Origin of the sequence: Clostridium lacusfryxellense (genome assembly GCF_018861735.1) — a bacterium.
In the GTDB taxonomy this organism is placed as follows: Bacteria; Bacillota; Clostridia; order Clostridiales; family Clostridiaceae; genus Clostridium_AD; species Clostridium_AD lacusfryxellense.
Genome location: NZ_JAHLEB010000050.1, coordinates 1 through 19,261 on the forward strand (window position 1 = coordinate 1; position 19,261 = coordinate 19,261).

The following is a 19,261-nucleotide window of genomic DNA, read 5'->3' on the forward strand; positions in this document are numbered from 1 at the left end:
TTGTAAACTTTTGCTCGTTGATATAATCTCTTAAAATTTCTTTTGATATGTTTGACATAAAAATACTCCTCCTTACAATCTTTGATAATCACTTATCTCAATTATTGCCAAGAAAGAGTATATTATATTCTGTTTACACAAAATTATTTACAGGCCCAAATTTTAATTTTACATATGCTCTTTATATTTTACAATCTTATATTAGTTTGCGACCTTCATATCCCCTTGGATCATATCTTTATAGTATCCTTCCAAACATATAAGCTCATCATGATTTCCAGATTCTATAATTTCACCATGTTTTAAAACAACTATTTTATCAGCATTTCTTATTGTAGATAATCTGTGGGCAATAATAAGTGTAGTTCGATTTTGTGCCATTTCTTCAATAACTTTTTGTATCAACTTTTCAGTATGTGTATCTATATTTGAAGTAGCCTCATCTAATATAAATATGGATGGTGAATGTGCAAGAGCTCTTGCAAATGATAGAAGTTGTTTTTGTCCTGCAGAAAATGTAGCTCCTCTTTCCATAACCTTTGCATGTATCCCACCCGGCAGCCCATTTACAAAGTCTAATGCACAAGTAGTTTTTAATGACTCATTTAATATATTTTCACTTATATTATCATTTAAAATAACATTAGATTTTACATCACCTGAAAATAAAAATACATCTTGAAGGACAACTGATATGCCTTTTCGTAGGTCCCTCTTTTTTATATCATTGATATTAATGCCATCTATTAGTATCTCACCTTTTTGAATTTTATAAAATCCACTTATAAGACTTATTATTGTAGTTTTCCCTGCACCCGTTTCCCCTATAAACGCAAATGTCTGCCCCTTATTAACTTTAAAACTTACATTTTTTAGAATCCATTCTGAATTATTATAGGAAAACCATACATTCTTAAATTCTATATCTCCATGTAAATTTTTAAGACTTACTCCTTCGTCTAAATCTTCTAATGTATTTTTCTCATCCAAAAGTTCAAAAATACGTTCTGCAGAGACCAACGCAGATTGAATTGTGGTATAGTTGTCTGCAAGATCAGATATTGGATTAAAAAATTGCTTTATATATGTTGTAAAAGCGAAAAGCACACCAATTTCTATAGTATGATTTGCGATTTTGCCCATGGAATACCATAATATAATGGCTACTGCAAGACTTTGGAAAACATCAGCGGCAGGTCTTAATATACTATTTATCCTAACTTGGAATAATGTACTTTTTAAATACTCCTGGTTTAGTTTTAAAAATTCATCATTTTTCTCTTTTTCACCAGTAAAGATTTGTATGATTTTCATTCCAGATATATTTTCAGCCATAAATCCATTAATTTTACCTATTAGAGCTTTCATTTTTGAAAAATTTTGCTTTATCTTATTTTTCAACATGAAAATTATAAAAAACATTATGGGTACAACAGAAAATGAAATAATAGCTAATTTTATATCAAGTGTAAGCATAGCATATACTATACCTATAAGTAAGAATACATCTTTAAAAAGACTTATAATAACATCGGTATACATTTCACTAAGTGCTTCAACATCATTAGTGGCTCTTGTAATAAGCCTTCCCGATGAATTTTTGTCAAGATATGGTATAGGTAAAAATTGAATTGTTCTAAATACACGTTTTCTTAGATCTCTCATAATTTCTTGACCGGCTTTGTTTATTAAATTTACTTGGGTAAAAGACGATAGTCCACCAATGAAGGCAAGTGCAAAATATGCTATCCCCATAGATGTTATGGAGTATATGCCATTTTGTGATACTTTCTTTATTAAAAAATCATCAATAACTAGCTTTAGGATATATGGTTTTAGAAGTTCTGCAGAATTTACAATCATTACACATAACGCCGCTAGAATTATCTTTTTAAGATGAGGTTTAGTCAGATATAAGAGTCTTTTAAAGCTATTGATTTTATGAAGCTTCCGATTGCGACTTATAGGTTTCATAATATAGCCCTCCTTTTTTAATTAGCTCATCATGAGTTCCTTGTTCACATATCTTGCCTTTGTCTAAAACTATAATAAAATTAGAATGTTTTATAGTAGATATCCTATGAGCAATAATTATTGTAGTTTTACCATCTCTCACGTTTTGTATATTTTCAAGAACCTTACTTTCAGTAATAGTATCAACCGCCGAAAGTGAATCATCTAAGATAAGTATTGGTGGATTTATAATAATTGCTCTAGCAATAGAAATACGTTGCTTTTCACCACCTGATAGATTAACTCCACGCTCTCCTAGTATAGTATCAAATCCTTCAGGGAAATTAATAATACTTTCATATATAGCGCTTATTTGTGATGCCTTTTCAACCTCTTCATCAGAGTATTCATCCTTGAAAAACTTTATATTATCTTTGATTGATGCAGAAAATAAGAAGTTATCTTGAGGTACATACCCAATGCTACCCCTAAGTGTTTCTAGAGAATAGTCATTTATGTCCACCTTGTCGATAAATATTTCTTGACGTGGTGACATATAGAGCTTTAATAATAAGTTTGAAATGGTTGTCTTTCCTGAAGCAGTTTTACCTAAAATTCCAATTGTATACCCCTTAGGTATCTTAAGCATAATATTCTCTAGAGCTTTTTCATTTGAATCTCCATAAGAAAAACTTAGATTATTAAATTCTATTTCACCCTTAATAGGCGTACTTATCATTTTTATGCCATCCTCAATCTTAGGGTTTACATTAAATATATCATTCAATCTTTTCATAGAGGCAATGCCTCTTTGAAATATGTTTATAACACGTCCAATTGAAATTATAGGTCTCATTATCATAGTCAAATACCCATTAAAAGCTATAAAATCTCCAAGGGTTATAACCTTATTTAATACCATATTTCCACCAATAATAAGATTAAAAACAAAACTTATACTGAAAAATATTTCAATTACGGGAGAGATAATAGAAGATATCTTAACCATTTTAAGGTTAGATTCCATCATTTGATTATTAAGTATCTCAAATTTTCGGGTTTCAGATTCTTCTTGAACGTATGATTTTATAACTCTAATTCCATATATATTTTCTTGAACTCTTCCGGAGATTGACGAAAAATTCTCTTGAACCTTCTTAAAACGCTTTTGAACTAACAATCCTATTCTGAGCATAAAAAGTATTATAAATGGAATAGGAATTAATATCATTAAAGTAAGTTTGAAATTAATAATCCTTGCCATCGAATATATAGAAATGCTGCAAATAACAACGACATTTATTATCATTGCAGTTGCTGGTCCCAAAGTCATTCTTACAGCAGAAATATCATTTATAGCATAAGCAATTAAATCGCCCGTTTTCTTTTGATTATAAAATTGCGGAGATAATATTTGAAAATGATTAAATAATTTCTCGCGTAGATGACATTCAAGATTCCTTGCGTTAACTACAATTTGATTTCTCCAAGCATAAGTACATATAAAAGTTCCTATTGCTATCAAAAGTATATATACTATTTTTATTTTAACAAGATTAAAAGAAAAATTATCAGTTCCTAATATATCAATAGTACTACCTAGAACCCTAGGAAAAAAAGACTGAATATAAGATGTTAGCAGCATAAATATGATTCCAATAAAATACGATATTTTATGTGCCTTAATAAATTCTATTATTATGTTTTTTCCCACTTAATTCCTCCTTTATAAATTAAATTAAAGATTTCACTGATTCCCTAGAAATCAAGGTGCTGTTTATAGTTATACTCTCATATGGTTTATCAGGATTATTAATTCTCTTTAAGATTAACTCAACTGCTATTTCACAAGAATACTCAATGTTTAAATCTAACGTTGTAAGTGCAGGTTGGGTTAAAGATGCCATTTCGGTATTTCCACTGCTAATTATAGACATATCTTCTGGAACTCTAATACCATTTTTAACAAGAAGATTAATTAATTTCACGGCTATAAAATCTCCTTGACATATTATTGCAGATGGTTTGCGTTTATCCATAAGTAGCTTCAAAACCGATGTTTCAAAATTTTCTTCAAAATTATCTTCAATGTAAATAAAAAAATCTTTAATAATAGGTACTTTATAGTCATCAAGTGCAGAAGTTATTCCTAAAACCTTTTCTTTATTTCTGAACAAAATACTACGTCTGCCTAAAAATCCAATATCCTTATGACCTTTTTTTATTAAGTACTCACATTGTTTATATCCGCCATTATTAAAGTTAAACCAGACGCTGTCGAAATCACAAGAAGGGGAATATCCTGTATAAAAAATATAATTCTTGATCTTTTGTTTTAGTAAACCTATATAAGAGTCTGTAAATTTCCCGATAAGTATTACTCCATCGAAATTATTTTCTTTTAATACTTTATAAGGGAGTTGTTTTTCATCCTGGTTATTCTTATCAACAAATTCAGTATGGTAATGTATATCTAACTTTTGTAGTGCCCGCTCTATTCCCTGTATCATATAAGCAAAATTGCTATTCTCTTGAACAAGTGGCCTTTGATGAAGCACTAAAATCTTATAACTATTTTTGCTTGTAGCCTTTATATATCCCATTTCTTTCGATTTGGATAAGATTTTTTTTCTTAATTCTTCCCCAACTCCGATTTTGCCGGATAGTGCTCTGCTTACAGATATAGCTGAGATATCTAACGCAGAGGCTATATCTGATATTGTAATTTTGTTACTCAAATAACTCACCTCCAAATTTATGCTCTAATACTATTATAAGTAATACTTAACGCAAATACAACGTTTGTTTTATTTATCTTTAACGTTATATTTCAAATTTATAACGTTAATTTTATTTAGTCAATAAATAACTATTAAACCAATTCAAATGTATTTTATTTAATGTTTGATATGCAAATTAATTTTGTGTATAATTGTAATAAAAGATAGAATATTCAAATAATAAGTATACTATGACACAGAGGAGGGGATGAAATGAACAGAGACTATATTTTTCATGAATTTACAAATAGTTTGTGTCCAGAATGCCTTCAGATAGTTCCTGCTAAAGTTATATTGAAAGATGAAAAGGTTTATTTACTAAAGTATTGCCCTACTCATGGAGAACAAATAGAGTTACTCGAGGAAGTGGCTACTTATCATCTAAAGAAAAAACTATATGATAAGCCCGGAACACCTATTAAAGTTTATTCAAAAGTTAAAAAGGGATGCCCCTAAGATTGTGGTACAAGTGGTACCTGCCCACAACATGATCAGCATGGATGTATAGCATTAATAGAAGTCACTACGAAATGTAATTTAAAATGTCCATTATGTTTCGCTGATGCAGGAGAAGGAGAATTTTTACCTATATCTCAAATAGAAAAAATGATGGACTTTTTTATTGACTCTGAATACGGCCAAGGAGAGATATTACAAATAAGTGGTGGTGAACCAACTATTCATCCGGATATTATTGAAATTATAAGAATAGCTAAATCTAAGAACTTTAAATATGTAATGTTAAATACTAATGGTATAAGGATTGCTGAAGATGAAACTTTTGCTCGTGAGTTACAACAATTTGTTGGCGGATTTGAAGTATATCTTCAATTTGATGGATTTAAAGAAACAACTTACAATACCTTAAGAGGAAAAAATCTATTACCACTTAAAAAAATAGCAATAGCTAATTTATCTAAATATAATATACCTACAACATTAGTTTCTACTATATCCGCTGGCGTAAATGATGATGAAATAGGTGAAATATTTGCTTTTGGTATTAATACAACTTGTGTTCGCGGTATTAATTTTCAACCCGCTGCTTTTTTTGGTAGAGTCCATGAAATTGATACAAATAATAGAATTACTCTTTCAGGAATACTAAAAAGAATGGAAAAACAATCTGCTGGAATGCTTAAAATGGATGATTTTATTCCTCTCCCATGTAATTCTGAAAGAGTAGCCCTCACCTATATGTACAAAACGTCAGAAGGTGGATTTATTCCAATAACAAGAAATACAAAAATACACGAATATCTTCACCTTATTAATAATACCTTTGTATTCACAATTGAAGATGCATTAAAAAATGCAGGTGGAAGCATAACTGATATAAAAACTAGTTGTGACTGTTTTAAATTTTTAAAAGACTTTAAAGAAATTGTTCCACTTAACTTTTTTATAAAATCAAAGGAAAAGAAGATTAGATATGTAGACGAGAACACGTTTAGAGTTAGTATAACTTCTTTTATTGATGCTTACAATTTTGATACTAGAGCAATGCAAAAGGAATGTGTTCATGTTGTAACCAAAGATCTACGTAAAATACCATTTTCAGCTTATAATATTATTCATAGAAATGGCAACCTATAATGTTCCAGTTTAAAATTCCAGATATGTTCTCCTTTATAATCCAACTTATTATATGTACAAGTGTTTTAGGATTATTTGTTTCAATACTTATAGACTTTACACTATATACAAGAAATGACCATATAGAAAAAGAAAAGAAGTCTATAGTTGAAACAGGCACAATGACATTATTTTTATTTGTTTTTTATCTATTACTCATTCCTAAAATAGGTATTATTCCAATATATAATAGCAACTTAAAACATATTACTATTATTATAGGGGCAATGGCCATTGTTAGTGGTTGTGGCATGAATATAATTGGTAGATTTAATTTGGGTAGTAATTGGGCTAATCATATAAAAATATACGATGAACATATATTAGTTCAAAAAGGAATGTATAAAATTGTTAGACATCCACTATATGCTTCTATTATGTTAATGTTTTATGGAGCATGTGTAGTATATAGAAATATATTATGTTTCCTTGCGGTTACATTTGTATTTATACCATTTATGTATTATAGAGCAAAACAAGAAGAAAGCTTATTAATTCAAACTTTTCCTGAATACGAAGACTATAAAAAAGGAACTGGAATGTTTTTTCCGAAAATAATAAGAAGGAAGTGTTGATTACATGAAGGAGCAAAGACCTGTTGTAGTACCCCATGCAGCCTTTAATTTTTGTAAATATTCTGTAGCCTCTATCTTTTGGTTATCTTTAATATTTCAAAATAAATTACTAGTTCTAGTGGGGTTTTTACTTCTCTTATTATCAGCTCTATTAAAAGTTAAAATGGCCCCTCTAGTTCTCCTTTACACTTATACAATTGACAAGATATTTCCTTCTAAGAGTGAAATTTTAGATGAAAAGGCAGTTTGTTTCGCTCATATGGTTGGAACAATAATATCAGGAATAGCGCTTTTATTTCTTTATTTTCTTAACCCTATAATTGGCTGGATATTAACTGGGGCATTAGCCGTTTTAAAGACATCTGCATCATTAGGATTTTGTGGTGCTATGAAGCTTTATAGTTGTCTTAATAATACTAATGGACAATGCTGCAGGGTAGGCAAAAAAGTAAAGCAGTATAAGGTAAAATAAGATAGGGTGTGAAAGAATGTTTAATCAAAATGGCTTTTTAAAACCTATACCTTTCCAAATAAAAGTACCTACTAATGAGTCATGGGGATTAAAGCCTGTTCTTTTTAAAATAGGTGACTTCCCAATTGAATCATATCCGGTGATGTTATTTTTAGCATTATTAGTAGGTATTGGAATATATATATTGCAACTTAAAAAAGCTGGCATTAAAAATTCAAATGCTTTTTATATCGCCTTGTTTGGCATAGTAGGAGGCACTATTGGCGCAAAGTTACCTCTTATATTCATGTACTGGAATGAAATTAACTCTAATACAAATTCTTTTAGTGCTGTTATGCAAGGTAGAACTATAATAGGTGGCTTAATCGGTGGCGGCGTAAGTGTATTAATAGCTAAACGAATATTTGGAATAAAAGAGAGAATGGGTAATCAATTAGCAGTTCCAATTCTGGTTGCTATGGCAATTGGAAGAATAGGATGTTTATTAAGAGGGTGTTGTTATGGAAAAGAAACACATTTAGCATGGGGTATTGATTTTGGTGATCATATATTAAGGCATCCAACTCAAATATATGAGATACTATTTGATATTGTTATGATAATTTATTTATCATTAAGGAAGAAGAAAGGTGTGAAACCAGGACAACTTTACTCCATTTTTTTAAATGCTTATTTTAGTTTCAGATTTTTATTAGAATTTATAAGAGTTGAGAAAGTTTCTTTTATTATTCTGACAGACTTTCAGATACTTTGTATTGTAGGTTTGCTGTTTATCAATAGAAAATATTTATTTTCTAAATTTATTAAAAGGGAAGTGTAGAAAGATGAGTAATGATAATCCCAAAAATCAAAAACCTAACAATAACTTAGGTGAACAATATTATATGAGCAATCAAGATCCTAATTTTAATTCCCATGTTAAAAAAAGTCCTTGGCGTGATATATTTTTAGGTTTAGGATTATCTCTCTTGCTTCTCATATTAATGGTTGCAACACTTTTTATAGGTAAAGCAGGGATAACTTCTATTATTATGTTTATTCTAATCGGCTCTGCAACATTTTTGTCAGTTAGATTTATTAGAAGATCACACCCAATAGCAGGTAAAATACTTCTTGCAACAGTTACACCTTTGGCACTACTGCTATTACTCTTTGGCGCATGTTTTGTATCTTTAGGTGTATTATAAAGATACCCTCTAAGTTCATTGTTTAACTGACTTGTAAAAACGATTAAGACTTTGCTATGCAAGTATTAAAATAAATTGGACACTATGCCATTTGTTAAATAAGTGCAATTCTCACTTTCTGAAGTTGGATATTTACCAGCTCTAAAATTTGAAAATCTCGGTTATGACCTAGAGAGTTTTACTGCCGAAGGGAACAAATAAAAGGAATATTCCATTAACAATTCTATACTCTCATACGGTTTATCATGATTGTTAATCCTTTTTAGTATTAACTCAACTGCTATTTTGCTATAATACTCAATGTTTAACAAGAAGATTTATTAATTTCACAGCTATAAAATCACCTTCACATATTATTGCCATGGTTTGCTTTTATCCACAAGCAACTTCAAAACCGATGTTTCAAAATTTTTCATTAATATACAAATAGTTTATGTCTAGAATGCCTTCAGATTGTTCCTGCAAAGGCATAATCATATTGAGTATCCTATATTTTATTATTAAAGGGTTATGTAGTAAGTAAGAATAAGGGGGAAAGGTTTATGGAATTAAAAAAACCATTAAGTAGCGATGGTAGTGGTATTATAATTCAAAGAAGTAGGATTACTGCAATCATGACACTTATTATGTCAGTGTTTATTATATTTGCGTGTCTCGAAGGTACTTTAAATGAAAGTATTTACAATGATGTGTTATCATCAGGATTAATAACAAAGTTTTTACTGGTAGGCTCTAGGGCACAGGATATAATATTTATTCCGCTAGCTGTACTTCTAGCTTTTTTATCGATTTTATTCCTAAGGCGTCCAGGTTATAAGTTGTTAATTACTATAATCGGGCTCTGCGGTAACTTTTTTTATGGTTACGCACTTTATGTAATGCAAGGTCAGTATACAACAATTTATCTTGTTTATCTCGCTATATTTAGTTTATCGATATATAGTATTGTTTTAGGACTTCTTAGTTTCCCAACTGAGTTTGTAGTAAAAACCTCGCTTTCTAAAGGCTTACGTAGATCCATAAGTATATTTCTTTATAGTATTGTATTTATGTTAGCTCTCATTTGGTTAATAAGAATTTCACCTGACATTGCCAGGCACATTCCACAGGATACCTACGGGGTTTTTGTTCTGGATTTAGGCATTGTTTTTCCTGCAATTGCAATTGCAGCTACACTGCTAATTCGAAGAAAGCCTTATGGAAATATATTAGCAGGCGTAGCTTTAATGAAGACATTTACAGTTTGTCTGTCCTGGGGATTTGGAGAATGGTATGGTAGAGTTAAAGGTGTTATTGAGGGTAGTTATGATATGCTTGTAATACCAAGCGTTTTGACTATATTAGGCTTAATATACTTTATACTTTATATTGTAAACTTGAAAATAGAATACAAGTGAGAGTTGGACTTAATATTCATATATTGTTCATCAACCCAAAAGGCAGCAATGCCTTTTTTCTTTTCTTTTTCTTAGATTGATGATTACTAACTGTCAATGAACTAATAGACAATTATGTCTTGCCACCTCTTTTTGTACTTGTAATTAGAGCTACGCTAACCCTAGCATTTTAATCATCCGATTATTCTATATTATATTATTTAATTAACAAGTCTTAAAATTTAACATATTATCGTTTAAAAAACCATTCAATATAATAAAAGTTATATTGAATGGTTTTGTTTTTGCTTAAATTCATGCTTTTTCTCTCAGTTTATATAGCTTTTCGTAATTTTTATGGTATACTTTAATTGTATACATTATGTATACATGCATAACTTTATTGTATACAAACGTATACCTATGTTTACAATACAATTTTATTTATAAAATTATAAAATATTATCATTTTAGAAAAAGAAATAAATTAAGAAAATATTATTGAACATAGTTATTCTAGGAATTATACTGTATAGAGAGTTAATTTCACTAGATATCAATGCCTAGTGGTATAATTGGCGTTGATTTATGGAAAAAAGAAAATTTATGGTGTACAATCGAGAAAATACGAGGCCAAAAGGGGATTTACTAAATGGATGCAATATTAAGCGTAAGAATAAGTGATGAGTTAAAACAAAAATTTAATGAATTAGCTCAAAGTGAAGGAATAAACAATAAGGAACTGATGGAGCAAGTAGTTAAATACTATGAATTAAATAGAGCAAGAGAAGAGGACAGTAATATGTCCGAAGATATAAAAGAATTACAAACTATAACCAGTAGAATGGCTGATATATACATAAACATAGTAGAAAGAAATAATGTTAAAACTTTAGAGGTTAAAAACGTACATAGAAATGAGTTAGTAGATAAGAATACAGAGCTTCAAAAATTAAAAGATGAAATTACTTTAATTAAAGAGGAAAACAAAAAAATAATTTCACTTGGAAAAGAACTGTCTAATTTTAAGCAAACACAAAAAGAATTAGAAGACAGTATTAACAGCCTGAAAACATTTAATAATATGCAAAATGAAAAGATAATAAATCTATCTCAGGTTAATGAGAAGTATATTAAATATAAAGATGAAATTGTAAACATTAAAACAGACCATGACCTTTTAGCAAATGAGAATAGGCAGCTTACAATTGAATTGCTAAATACTAAGGATAAAAAAGAAAGTTTAGTAAAACAGATATGGGAGCTTGACCAAATAAATAAAAACAAAATAGAAACACTAGAAATTAAATCCAAACAAGATATTGAACTTCAAAAAGAAAGAACAGGCTTTGAAGTAGGAAAAGAGGTTTTAAGATTAAGAGAGCAACAACAAATTAAAATTCAGCAGTTGCAAGAAAGCTTTAATGATAGAATCAATAAATTATTAAGTGAAAAAGAGGAAGCAACGGAGAAATTCAAAAATGTGATTTTTGAAATGGATAGAAAAAAGATTGAAACTGAAAATATTGTTATTGAAAAGAAATAGTTGTAACCGAATAAACTGTTGAATTTGCCGTTCACTTTGTGTGAACGGTGTTTTTTTATGAAGAATTAAAAAAAGAAAAAGGCGTATCACCTTGTTAGTGCGCCTACTCATAGCATCTACAATCAATGTTCCGCCTGGCTTTAGAACTCTTAACATTTCATTTATGCCATCTTTTTCCTTATCTAAAAGATAGTTTATTACTCCGCCAATACAAACAATACAATCAAAACAGGAATCTTCAAAAATCCCCATATCCAGAACATCTAATAGACAAAACATCTTAATTTTATCAAACAATGAAAGTTCTTTCATTTTCGATTTATTAAATTCAATCTGATGTGCAGATATATCTCCTACAGTTAGTTAATTGCTCATCTTCACAATATATTTTGTGTATCGCCCAGAACCAGCACCTATTTCTAAAACCTTGTAATCCTGATTAAACAAATAAGTATCGACTTAACCACTAAAGAAATTATACCATTAAACACCATTTTTTCAAACTTTTTATGTTAAAATGAATTACACGTAAAGGGTTTCTTATGTGAAAACCGTTTTAAAATGTGGTAAATTATGATAATATTACAATATATAATACGTTAAATAGACTTTATAAGGAGGACGTAAAATGAAATACACTATAACACCAGAGGTGTTTGAACTAAATCCTAATCTTCGTTTTGGGATAATTATTGCAAAGGACCTCACAAATACCGAAACCTCACCCCAGGAAACAGAAAGGCTTAGAAATGCCGAAAAAAATGTGAGGATGATAATAAAGCCAGAAGACCTTAAAGTTCAACCGATAATTAAGGGGTATAGGCTTGTACTTGAAAATGCAGGCATAAATCCAAATAAATTTGTAAATTCTATGGAAGCCATGATGAAAAGGGTACTTAAGGGCAGCCAGCTTCCTACTATAAATTCCTTAGTAGACCTGTGCAATGCAATATCAATAGAGAACCAGGTTTCATTAGGAGGGCATGATTTAGCTGATATTGATGATGACCTTTCCGTAGGTTTTACTAACGGAACCGAGAAATTTCTGCCCTTTGGAGCAGAGGAATATGAACCAGTAGAGGCAGGCGAACTTGTTTTTACCAGTGGTAAAGTTGTACAAACAAGAAAATGGGTTTGGCGTCAAAGTGAATTGGGAAAATTGACACTTAATACTCATGATGTATTTTTTCAATTGGTAGGCTTTGATGATGCTCCGGAAAGCCCGCTTATAAAATCATTAGATTCCTTAGAAGAAATTCTAAAGCTAAAATTCAAGGGCACCTATAAAAGATACATTGTTAAACCCGAGAACTCTGAGATAGAGTTTTAACATGGAATCATACATAGGAGGTGATTTTATTGAAGTTGGTATTTTTAATAGGAGATTCATCTGTTGGTAAAATGACTGTGGGACAAGAACTTATGAAAATTACCGATTTACGATTATTCCATAATCATATGACGATTGAACCAGTTATTAAAGTATTCGGCTATTATTATGGAAAGGCAGTAAGTAGGATGAGAGAGATTATCTTTGAAGAATTTGTTGCATCAGAAAATTACGGGCTAATATTTACATATATGTGGGCTTTTGACCAGAAATCTGATTGGGATTATGTTGAGCATGTAACGAATATCTTTAGAAAAAACGGTGCTGATATTTACTATATAGAACTTGTTGCTCCTCAAGAAATTAGATTACAAAGAAATATTACTGAAAATCGTTTAAAGCATAAGGCATCAAAACAAGATATTGAAAACTCTAACCAAAGACTTATAAGTGAAGATAAAAATTATCGTTGCGTTAGTAATGATGGCGAAATACCATTTGAGAATTATATCAAAATTGACAACTCAAATGTATCGGCAGAACTTGTTGCGACAATAATAAAAGAACGCTTTAGCTTATGACTACTAGAAGGATATTCAATATATGCTGTAGTTTCCAGAATATAACGACTTACTCTTCTCAATGTAATGATATTGCATAAAATAAATCATTTTAATAACAAGGAGACCATTATGCACGAAAGAGAGGTAAAAGGGATCTTATCAGCTCGAAATGGAATAAATATATACCGAGGCTGTACTCATGGCTGCATTTATTGCGATTCAAGAAGCAACTGCTATCAAATGCATCATGATTTTGAAGATATCGAGGTAAAGCTTAATGCACCGAAAGTTTTAGAGGATGCCCTGAGAAGGAAAAGGAAGAAATGTATGATAGGTACTGGGGTAATGCGTGATAACGGAATTCCTACGGTAGTTTGGTTAAGTCCTATTTTACCATTTATAAATGATACAGAGGAAAATATTCGTGGAATTCTGGATTATTGTATAGAGGCGAAAGTACATGGCATAATTTGTTTTGGTATGGGGTTAACCCTAAGGGAAGGAAATAGAGAATATTTCTATAAAAAGCTGGATGAGCATTTTCCAGGAATGAAGACTCGATATATAGAAAGATATAACTATGCATATCAGGTACCAAGTAAAGAAAACCATGTTTCCTAATGAAATTTTCTCTGATATAATGAAGAAAGACGGGATAATTGCTTTAATACTTTTTTTATTGATTTTCATAGATATGTTCTTAAATCTATATTTAGTTAAAATATCTCCATTGTTTTTGATAATGAAAAACGATACAAACTCTATTTACAAATTGATATTTATATTACTAATGGATATACCTGGATTTATAGCTGTAATAGTTGTTTTGAAATTTAGGAAACAAAAAATAAATTCAATTGGTTTGAGACGACAAGGACTTAAGTCTTCTATATACATTGGCGATGTTCTTATTTCTACGTTTTGGGTTTATTACATAAAGAGTAAAGGCTTTAATATAAAACTTATTTGTGATTCGATTTTTTATATTATTTTTACTGGTTTATATGAAGAATTAATTTTCAGAGGATTTTTATGGCCAAGGCTCGTAGTTGGATTTGGCAAAATAGGGGGAACTATTTTAAGCGGGATATTCTTTGGCATGGCACACTTGCCAATTGATATTGTTTTCAACAATAAAACTGTCTTTGAAACGTTTACACTTGGAAATACTTCAAATTTAGATATTCGTGGAGGAATTGCAGTTACTTTATTGTTTATATTTATTTACACTCGTAATTGTAATATTTTATTACCTTCATTTATCCATGGAATTCAAGACATGTTATCTATGCTCTAAGGAAAAACCTAGTATTTACTAATCTTATAATTATCTTTAATACTTTAAAGAGGGGTGAATTTTATGTCTAATAATCAAAACATATACGACAACGAAATTTTTTTTGAGGGATATAAGCAACTTCGAGGCAATAAAAATAACTACAATAACCTTCAGGAAAAACCGGCAATGCAAAGCTTACTTCCAGATTTGACTGGAAAGACTATACTTGATTTAGGCTGTGGCTTTGGTGAAAACTGTGTTGATTTCATAGGCAGAGGTGCTGCAAGAGTTGTAGGTGTCGACATATCAGAAAAAATGCTAGCAGTTGCAAAAGGTGAAAATTCTTCTCAAAATATCGAATACATAAGACTTGATATGAATGATATAAATACTATAGATGAGAAGTTTGATATAATTTATAGCTCCCTAGCCTTTCATTATATAAAGTCTTTTAGTAACCTACTTGGCAACATAAACAATTTACTCAACGATAATGGGCTACTTATTTATTCCCAAGAACACCCGCTTACCACAGGACCAAAACAAGGTCCAACCTGGACAACAGATGAAAACAAAAATCCTTTACATTATAATCTTTCGAACTACATGGAGAGCGGTGAGCGTTGTGTAAAATGGTTTGTAGACGGATTAATAAAATATCATCGACCATTTTCAGAGATAATAAATACGATTATTGAGAGTGGTTTTAGAATTGATAAAATACTTGAACCAGTACCAGACGAAAAATCATTGATGTTAATTCCTAAAATGAAGAGAGATATCCATAAACCAAATTTTCTATTAATTAAATCTACCAAAATAAATTGATAAAGAGATGATAATATTGAACGAAGCAATAGTAATAGAACTTACTAAAAAGATGAATACAGTAGATACCATATATAATGATTTATTGAATCTTGGAATTAGGAATGGAGATATTCTATTAGTGCATTCTTCCATGTCAAGTATTGGCTGGGTTTGTGGAGCTGCTCAGGCAGTCATAATGGCTCTTCAAAAGATTATTAGCAACAAGGGCACACTTATAATGCCAGCTCATAGTGGCGCAGTTTCTGATCCGGCAGAATGGGAAAATCCACCTGTTCCCAAAGAATGGATACATCTTATATATGAAAACATGCCAGCATTTGATGTAAATCTTACACAAACCAGAGGTATGGGATGCATTGCAGAATTATTTAGAACCTTACCTGATGTTTATAGATCGAACCACCCACAAGTATCATTTGTTGCGCAGGGCAAGTATTCACATAATATTATAAACGATCATACATTAACACCACAATTTGGAATGGAATCTCCTTTAGGTAAAATGTACAATCTAAATTGCAAAGTACTATTATTAGGAGTTGGATACGATTCTTGTACAAGCTTTCATCTTGCAGAGGCATTAAATGATAAAATGCCAAGGGAAACAATGGGTGCTGCAATAATTGAGAATAATAAAAGAACATGGAAGTGGTTCGACGACTTCCAATATAATTCCGATGAGGATTTTGAGAAATTGGGTAAAGCTTTTGAATCAACTAATAACGTAGTATTTGGTAAAGTTGGTAATGCAGAGTGTAAGTTATTCAATATGAAATTAGGCGTTGATTTTGCAACGAAATGGATACAAAATAATAGATTTAAATAAACATCTCTTTTTAATACGAAATGGAGGAATATTATGAAAATAACCGATTTAACACATGTTATTTATTCTGGCATGCCAGTCTTCCCAGGAACTGAACAACCAACTTTAGAAAAGGCAAATACACTTGAAAAGGATGGTTTCCAAGAGGCAAAAATCACTATGTACTCACATACCGGAACACATATAGACGCTCCCGCTCATATGCTCAGTAATGGACCTTATTTAGATAATTTAGATATAGAACATTTTATTGGAAATGCTACTATTCTAGATTTTTCTAATAGTACCATAAAATTAATAGATCTTGATATGTTAAAACCTTATGAGGAAAAGGTAAAAAATGTTGACTTTGTTATAATAAAAACTGGGTGGAGCAAGTACTGGAGTGATTCTAAGTATTATGAAGACTTTCCATCCTTAGACTTAGAATCAGCAAGATGGTTGTCACAATTTAATTTAAAGGGTATTGGTATTGATGCAATTTCAATAGATGCTATGGAGTCAACAACATTTGCAGTTCATAAAATATTAATGCCAAGGAACATAATAATTATTGAGAACCTAACTAATTTAGATTCTATAACTAATGAGTTTTTTATTTTGAGTATATTACCACTTAAAAATAAAGATGCTGATGGTTCACCTGTAAGGGCTATTTCCATCGAAAACATATAACCCTTAGCAACAATACTATTTATACTATTATTAGCATGTACCACAAATAATTCAAGGGGGTTATGTAATAATGAATTTTAATGATTATGCTAAAACTTGGGATACTGACAAAAGAATTAATAGAGCAGCAGCGATTGCAAATGAAATAAGTAATTCGATTTGTATTAATGAAGATCTTTCAGCTATGGAATTTGGATGCGGTACGGGTCTTGTAAGTTTTAACCTTTATGATAGATTTAAAAGTATTGCACTTGTAGATTCATCAAAAGGAATGATTGATATACTTAATTCTAAAATCAATAAATATGAAGTAACTAATATGCTTGTTTATAATTTAGATCTATGTATTAATAATTCATTTGATAAAAAATATGATGTAATCTATAATTCTATGGTATTACATCATATTCATGATATTATATCTATAACAAAAGAATTTAACAACTTACTTAATAAAGACGGTTATTTGTGTATAGTTGATTTGGATGAAGAAGATGGTAGCTTTCATAAAAACGAACATCAATTTGACGGTCACAATGGTTTTAATCAAGTCGCCTTAAAACAAATATTAATTAATACTGGTTTTAAAGATATAGAATCAAATACTTTTTATTATGATGAAAAAACAATAGATGGTGAGAAAATCAAGTATTCACTATTTTTAATGAAAGCAAGAAAATAAGAAAAGGGAAGGGGCATTAAAATGATAAGGACCGCAACCAAAAAAGACTTACCATATATTTTAAAAATTTATAATGATGCTATATTACACACAACAGCAATCTATGATTATAAAGCTCACACGATTGAAGACCGAATAAGATGGTATGAAAACAAAATACAAGATGGGTATCCAATAATCGTGGCAGAAGAAAATAATACTGTTATTGGCTTTGCCACATTTGGATCATTTAGACCATGGCCGGCATTTAAATATTCTATTGAACATTCTATTTATGTTCATGAAAACTTTGGCAACAGGGGCACAGGAACTCTACTTCTTAAAGAAATAATACAAATTTCTAATGAAAGCGGCTTTGCAACAATGGTAGCTGGCATTGATGGTTCTAATGAAAAAAGTATTAGAATGCATGAAAAGCTAGGTTTCAAGTATTCAGGTACGATAAGTAAAGCTGGATTTAAATTTGGAAAGTGGCTTAATCTTGTTTTTTATCAACTAGAGCTTAATGGTCCTAAAAACCCAATAGAAAGTTAAGATATAAAAAGCTTCAGAAGAAAAATCTTTATCATTATTACATGGGGTAGCATTGAAATAAAGTAATTTACTAATTGGGGGCAATTATGAATATCTTTGAAGACATTTATGGTTATTCAGAATGGAGTTCAGTCTCTGAAATAAAAAAAGGATGGTCATCAGATAAAAAATATTATATTCAAAATAAAGATGGACAAGAATTTTTGCTAAGATTATCAGACATATCTGAATTAGAGAAGAAACGTAAAGAAAACGAGATTTTGAGTAAAATTTCAAAATTGAACATAAATATGAGTATGCCATTAAACTTTGGCGAGTGCGGAAATAACACCAAAGTTTTTTCTTTACTTTCATGGGTTAATGGTGAAGATTCTGAAAAGGTATTACCCACTCTCACTAAAGAAACTCAATACGAGTTAGGAATAGAGAGTGGGGTAATTCTATCTAAAATACATACCATCCCAGCACCAGAAGGGTTACCTAACTGGTATGAAAAGTTTAACAATAAGATAGACAGAAATATTAATAGTTACAATAATTGCTCTATCAAGATTCCAAACGGCGAAAAAATAATAAAATACCTATATAGCAACAGAGATTTATTGATTTCAAGAAAACAATCCATTCAGCACGGGGATTATCATGTTGGAAATTTGTTAGTTAATAAGAATAATAAAATAGGTGTTATAGATTTTAATAGATATGATTTTGGCGACCCTTGGGAAGAATTTAATAGAATTTCATTTTCACATAGTGTAAGTGTGCCATTTAGCGTAGGACAAATAAATGGTTACTTTAATAATAATGTTCCAGTTTGCTTTTTCAAATTATTAGCATTATATATGGGTACAAATGCTCTTGCTTCAATTCCTTGGGCGATAAATTATGGTGAGAAAGAAGTTAATGTAATGCTTACTAATTCTATTAATATGATGACATATTTTAATGATTTCGAATCAGTTATCCCAACATGGTTCAGTTCTTGGAAACACTATTAGCTAATACAATTGATGAATA

Annotated in this window: 21 protein-coding genes and 1 pseudogene; 18 read left to right on the top strand and 4 right to left on the bottom strand. The window is 30.2% G+C overall.

Features of this window, described 5'->3' with window-relative positions; translation table 11 throughout:
* Nucleotides 1–201: 201 nt before the first annotated feature.
* From KPL55_RS20380 to KPL55_RS20390, 3 genes are read right to left on the bottom strand one after another with little or no spacing between them, the layout of a single operon-like run.
* Nucleotides 202–1,974 carry an ABC transporter ATP-binding protein gene (locus KPL55_RS20380; RefSeq protein WP_216308595.1) on the bottom strand — a complete coding sequence of 591 codons (1,773 nt, stop codon included), beginning with the start codon at nucleotides 1,972–1,974 and terminating at the stop codon, nucleotides 202–204.
* Nucleotides 1,940–3,667, bottom strand: coding sequence for an ABC transporter ATP-binding protein (locus tag KPL55_RS26630; protein ID WP_216308596.1), 1,728 nt, complete (start codon nucleotides 3,665–3,667; stop codon nucleotides 1,940–1,942). The genes KPL55_RS20380 and KPL55_RS26630 overlap by 35 nt, the downstream gene beginning before the upstream one ends.
* Before the next feature lie 19 nt (nucleotides 3,668–3,686).
* Nucleotides 3,687–4,691: a LacI family DNA-binding transcriptional regulator gene (locus KPL55_RS20390; protein ID WP_216308597.1), complete on the bottom strand. Its 1,005-nt coding sequence runs from the start codon at nucleotides 4,689–4,691 to the stop codon at nucleotides 3,687–3,689.
* A 255-nt stretch (nucleotides 4,692–4,946) separates the two neighbouring features.
* Between KPL55_RS20390 and KPL55_RS20395 the strand changes: the two genes are divergently transcribed.
* The 8 genes from KPL55_RS20395 to KPL55_RS20430 all read left to right on the top strand — a co-directional run bounded on the left by KPL55_RS20395 (nucleotide 4,947) and on the right by KPL55_RS20430 (nucleotide 11,524).
* Nucleotides 4,947–5,189, top strand: coding sequence for a hypothetical protein (locus KPL55_RS20395; protein ID WP_216308598.1), 243 nt, complete (start codon nucleotides 4,947–4,949; stop codon nucleotides 5,187–5,189).
* A 57-nt stretch (nucleotides 5,190–5,246) separates the two neighbouring features.
* A complete protein-coding gene (locus KPL55_RS20400) occupies nucleotides 5,247–6,329 on the top strand; it encodes a radical SAM protein (RefSeq protein WP_312887351.1) in 1,083 nt (360 codons plus the stop codon).
* The gene (locus KPL55_RS20405) at nucleotides 6,329–6,943 is read left to right on the top strand and encodes a methyltransferase family protein (protein ID WP_216308599.1); all 615 of its coding nucleotides are present in this window, start codon (nucleotides 6,329–6,331) and stop codon (nucleotides 6,941–6,943) included. Before KPL55_RS20400 ends, KPL55_RS20405 begins: the two co-directional genes overlap by 1 nt.
* A gap of 4 nt (nucleotides 6,944–6,947) precedes the next feature.
* Nucleotides 6,948–7,415 carry a DUF4395 family protein gene (locus KPL55_RS20410; protein WP_216308600.1) on the top strand — a complete coding sequence of 156 codons (468 nt, stop codon included), beginning with the start codon at nucleotides 6,948–6,950 and terminating at the stop codon, nucleotides 7,413–7,415.
* A gap of 16 nt (nucleotides 7,416–7,431) precedes the next feature.
* Nucleotides 7,432–8,235 carry a prolipoprotein diacylglyceryl transferase gene (locus KPL55_RS20415; protein WP_216308601.1) on the top strand — a complete coding sequence of 268 codons (804 nt, stop codon included), beginning with the start codon at nucleotides 7,432–7,434 and terminating at the stop codon, nucleotides 8,233–8,235.
* A 4-nt stretch (nucleotides 8,236–8,239) separates the two neighbouring features.
* Nucleotides 8,240–8,602 (top strand): hypothetical protein, encoded by a 363-nt coding sequence (locus KPL55_RS20420; RefSeq protein WP_216308602.1) that lies wholly within the window; start codon nucleotides 8,240–8,242, stop codon nucleotides 8,600–8,602.
* A gap of 542 nt (nucleotides 8,603–9,144) precedes the next feature.
* Nucleotides 9,145–9,999 (top strand): hypothetical protein, encoded by an 855-nt coding sequence (locus KPL55_RS20425; protein ID WP_216308603.1) that lies wholly within the window; start codon nucleotides 9,145–9,147, stop codon nucleotides 9,997–9,999.
* A 631-nt stretch (nucleotides 10,000–10,630) separates the two neighbouring features.
* A complete protein-coding gene (locus tag KPL55_RS20430) occupies nucleotides 10,631–11,524 on the top strand; it encodes a hypothetical protein (RefSeq protein WP_216308604.1) in 894 nt (297 codons plus the stop codon).
* Here KPL55_RS20430 and KPL55_RS26810 read toward each other — a convergent pair.
* On the bottom strand, nucleotides 11,423–11,872 hold the full coding sequence (locus KPL55_RS26810; RefSeq protein WP_376770478.1) for a class I SAM-dependent methyltransferase: 450 nt from the start codon (nucleotides 11,870–11,872) through the stop codon (nucleotides 11,423–11,425). The genes KPL55_RS20430 and KPL55_RS26810 overlap by 102 nt on opposite strands.
* Before the next feature lie 280 nt (nucleotides 11,873–12,152).
* Between KPL55_RS26810 and KPL55_RS20440 the strand changes: the two genes are divergently transcribed.
* From KPL55_RS20440 to KPL55_RS20485, 10 genes and pseudogenes are all read left to right on the top strand, one after another.
* Entirely contained in the window at nucleotides 12,153–12,854 is a 702-nt protein-coding gene (locus tag KPL55_RS20440; RefSeq protein ID WP_216308605.1) for a B3/B4 domain-containing protein, read from the top strand.
* A 20-nt stretch (nucleotides 12,855–12,874) separates the two neighbouring features.
* Nucleotides 12,875–13,435 carry a DEAD/DEAH box helicase family protein gene (locus KPL55_RS20445; protein ID WP_312887349.1) on the top strand — a complete coding sequence of 187 codons (561 nt, stop codon included), beginning with the start codon at nucleotides 12,875–12,877 and terminating at the stop codon, nucleotides 13,433–13,435.
* 111 nt (nucleotides 13,436–13,546) lie between these two features.
* Nucleotides 13,547–14,029: pseudogene (locus tag KPL55_RS20450) on the top strand (radical SAM family protein); the annotation flags it as partial.
* A 130-nt stretch (nucleotides 14,030–14,159) separates the two neighbouring features.
* A complete protein-coding gene (locus KPL55_RS20455) occupies nucleotides 14,160–14,714 on the top strand; it encodes a CPBP family intramembrane glutamic endopeptidase (protein ID WP_216308607.1) in 555 nt (184 codons plus the stop codon).
* Nucleotides 14,715–14,777: 63 nt separating this feature from the next.
* Nucleotides 14,778–15,524, top strand: coding sequence for a class I SAM-dependent methyltransferase (locus KPL55_RS20460; RefSeq protein WP_216308608.1), 747 nt, complete (start codon nucleotides 14,778–14,780; stop codon nucleotides 15,522–15,524).
* Between the two features lie 16 nt (nucleotides 15,525–15,540).
* On the top strand, nucleotides 15,541–16,353 hold the full coding sequence (locus tag KPL55_RS20465; RefSeq protein WP_246599709.1) for an AAC(3) family N-acetyltransferase: 813 nt from the start codon (nucleotides 15,541–15,543) through the stop codon (nucleotides 16,351–16,353).
* Nucleotides 16,354–16,386: 33 nt separating this feature from the next.
* Nucleotides 16,387–17,028, top strand: a complete 642-nt coding sequence (locus KPL55_RS20470) for a cyclase family protein (RefSeq protein ID WP_216308609.1) — start codon at nucleotides 16,387–16,389, stop codon at nucleotides 17,026–17,028.
* Nucleotides 17,029–17,098: 70 nt separating this feature from the next.
* Nucleotides 17,099–17,710, top strand: a complete 612-nt coding sequence (locus KPL55_RS20475) for a class I SAM-dependent DNA methyltransferase (protein ID WP_216308610.1) — start codon at nucleotides 17,099–17,101, stop codon at nucleotides 17,708–17,710.
* A gap of 21 nt (nucleotides 17,711–17,731) precedes the next feature.
* Nucleotides 17,732–18,244, top strand: coding sequence for a GNAT family N-acetyltransferase (locus KPL55_RS20480; protein WP_216308611.1), 513 nt, complete (start codon nucleotides 17,732–17,734; stop codon nucleotides 18,242–18,244).
* Nucleotides 18,245–18,330: 86 nt separating this feature from the next.
* The gene (locus KPL55_RS20485) at nucleotides 18,331–19,242 is read left to right on the top strand and encodes an aminoglycoside phosphotransferase family protein (RefSeq protein WP_216308612.1); all 912 of its coding nucleotides are present in this window, start codon (nucleotides 18,331–18,333) and stop codon (nucleotides 19,240–19,242) included.
* Nucleotides 19,243–19,261: the final 19 nt, after the last annotated feature.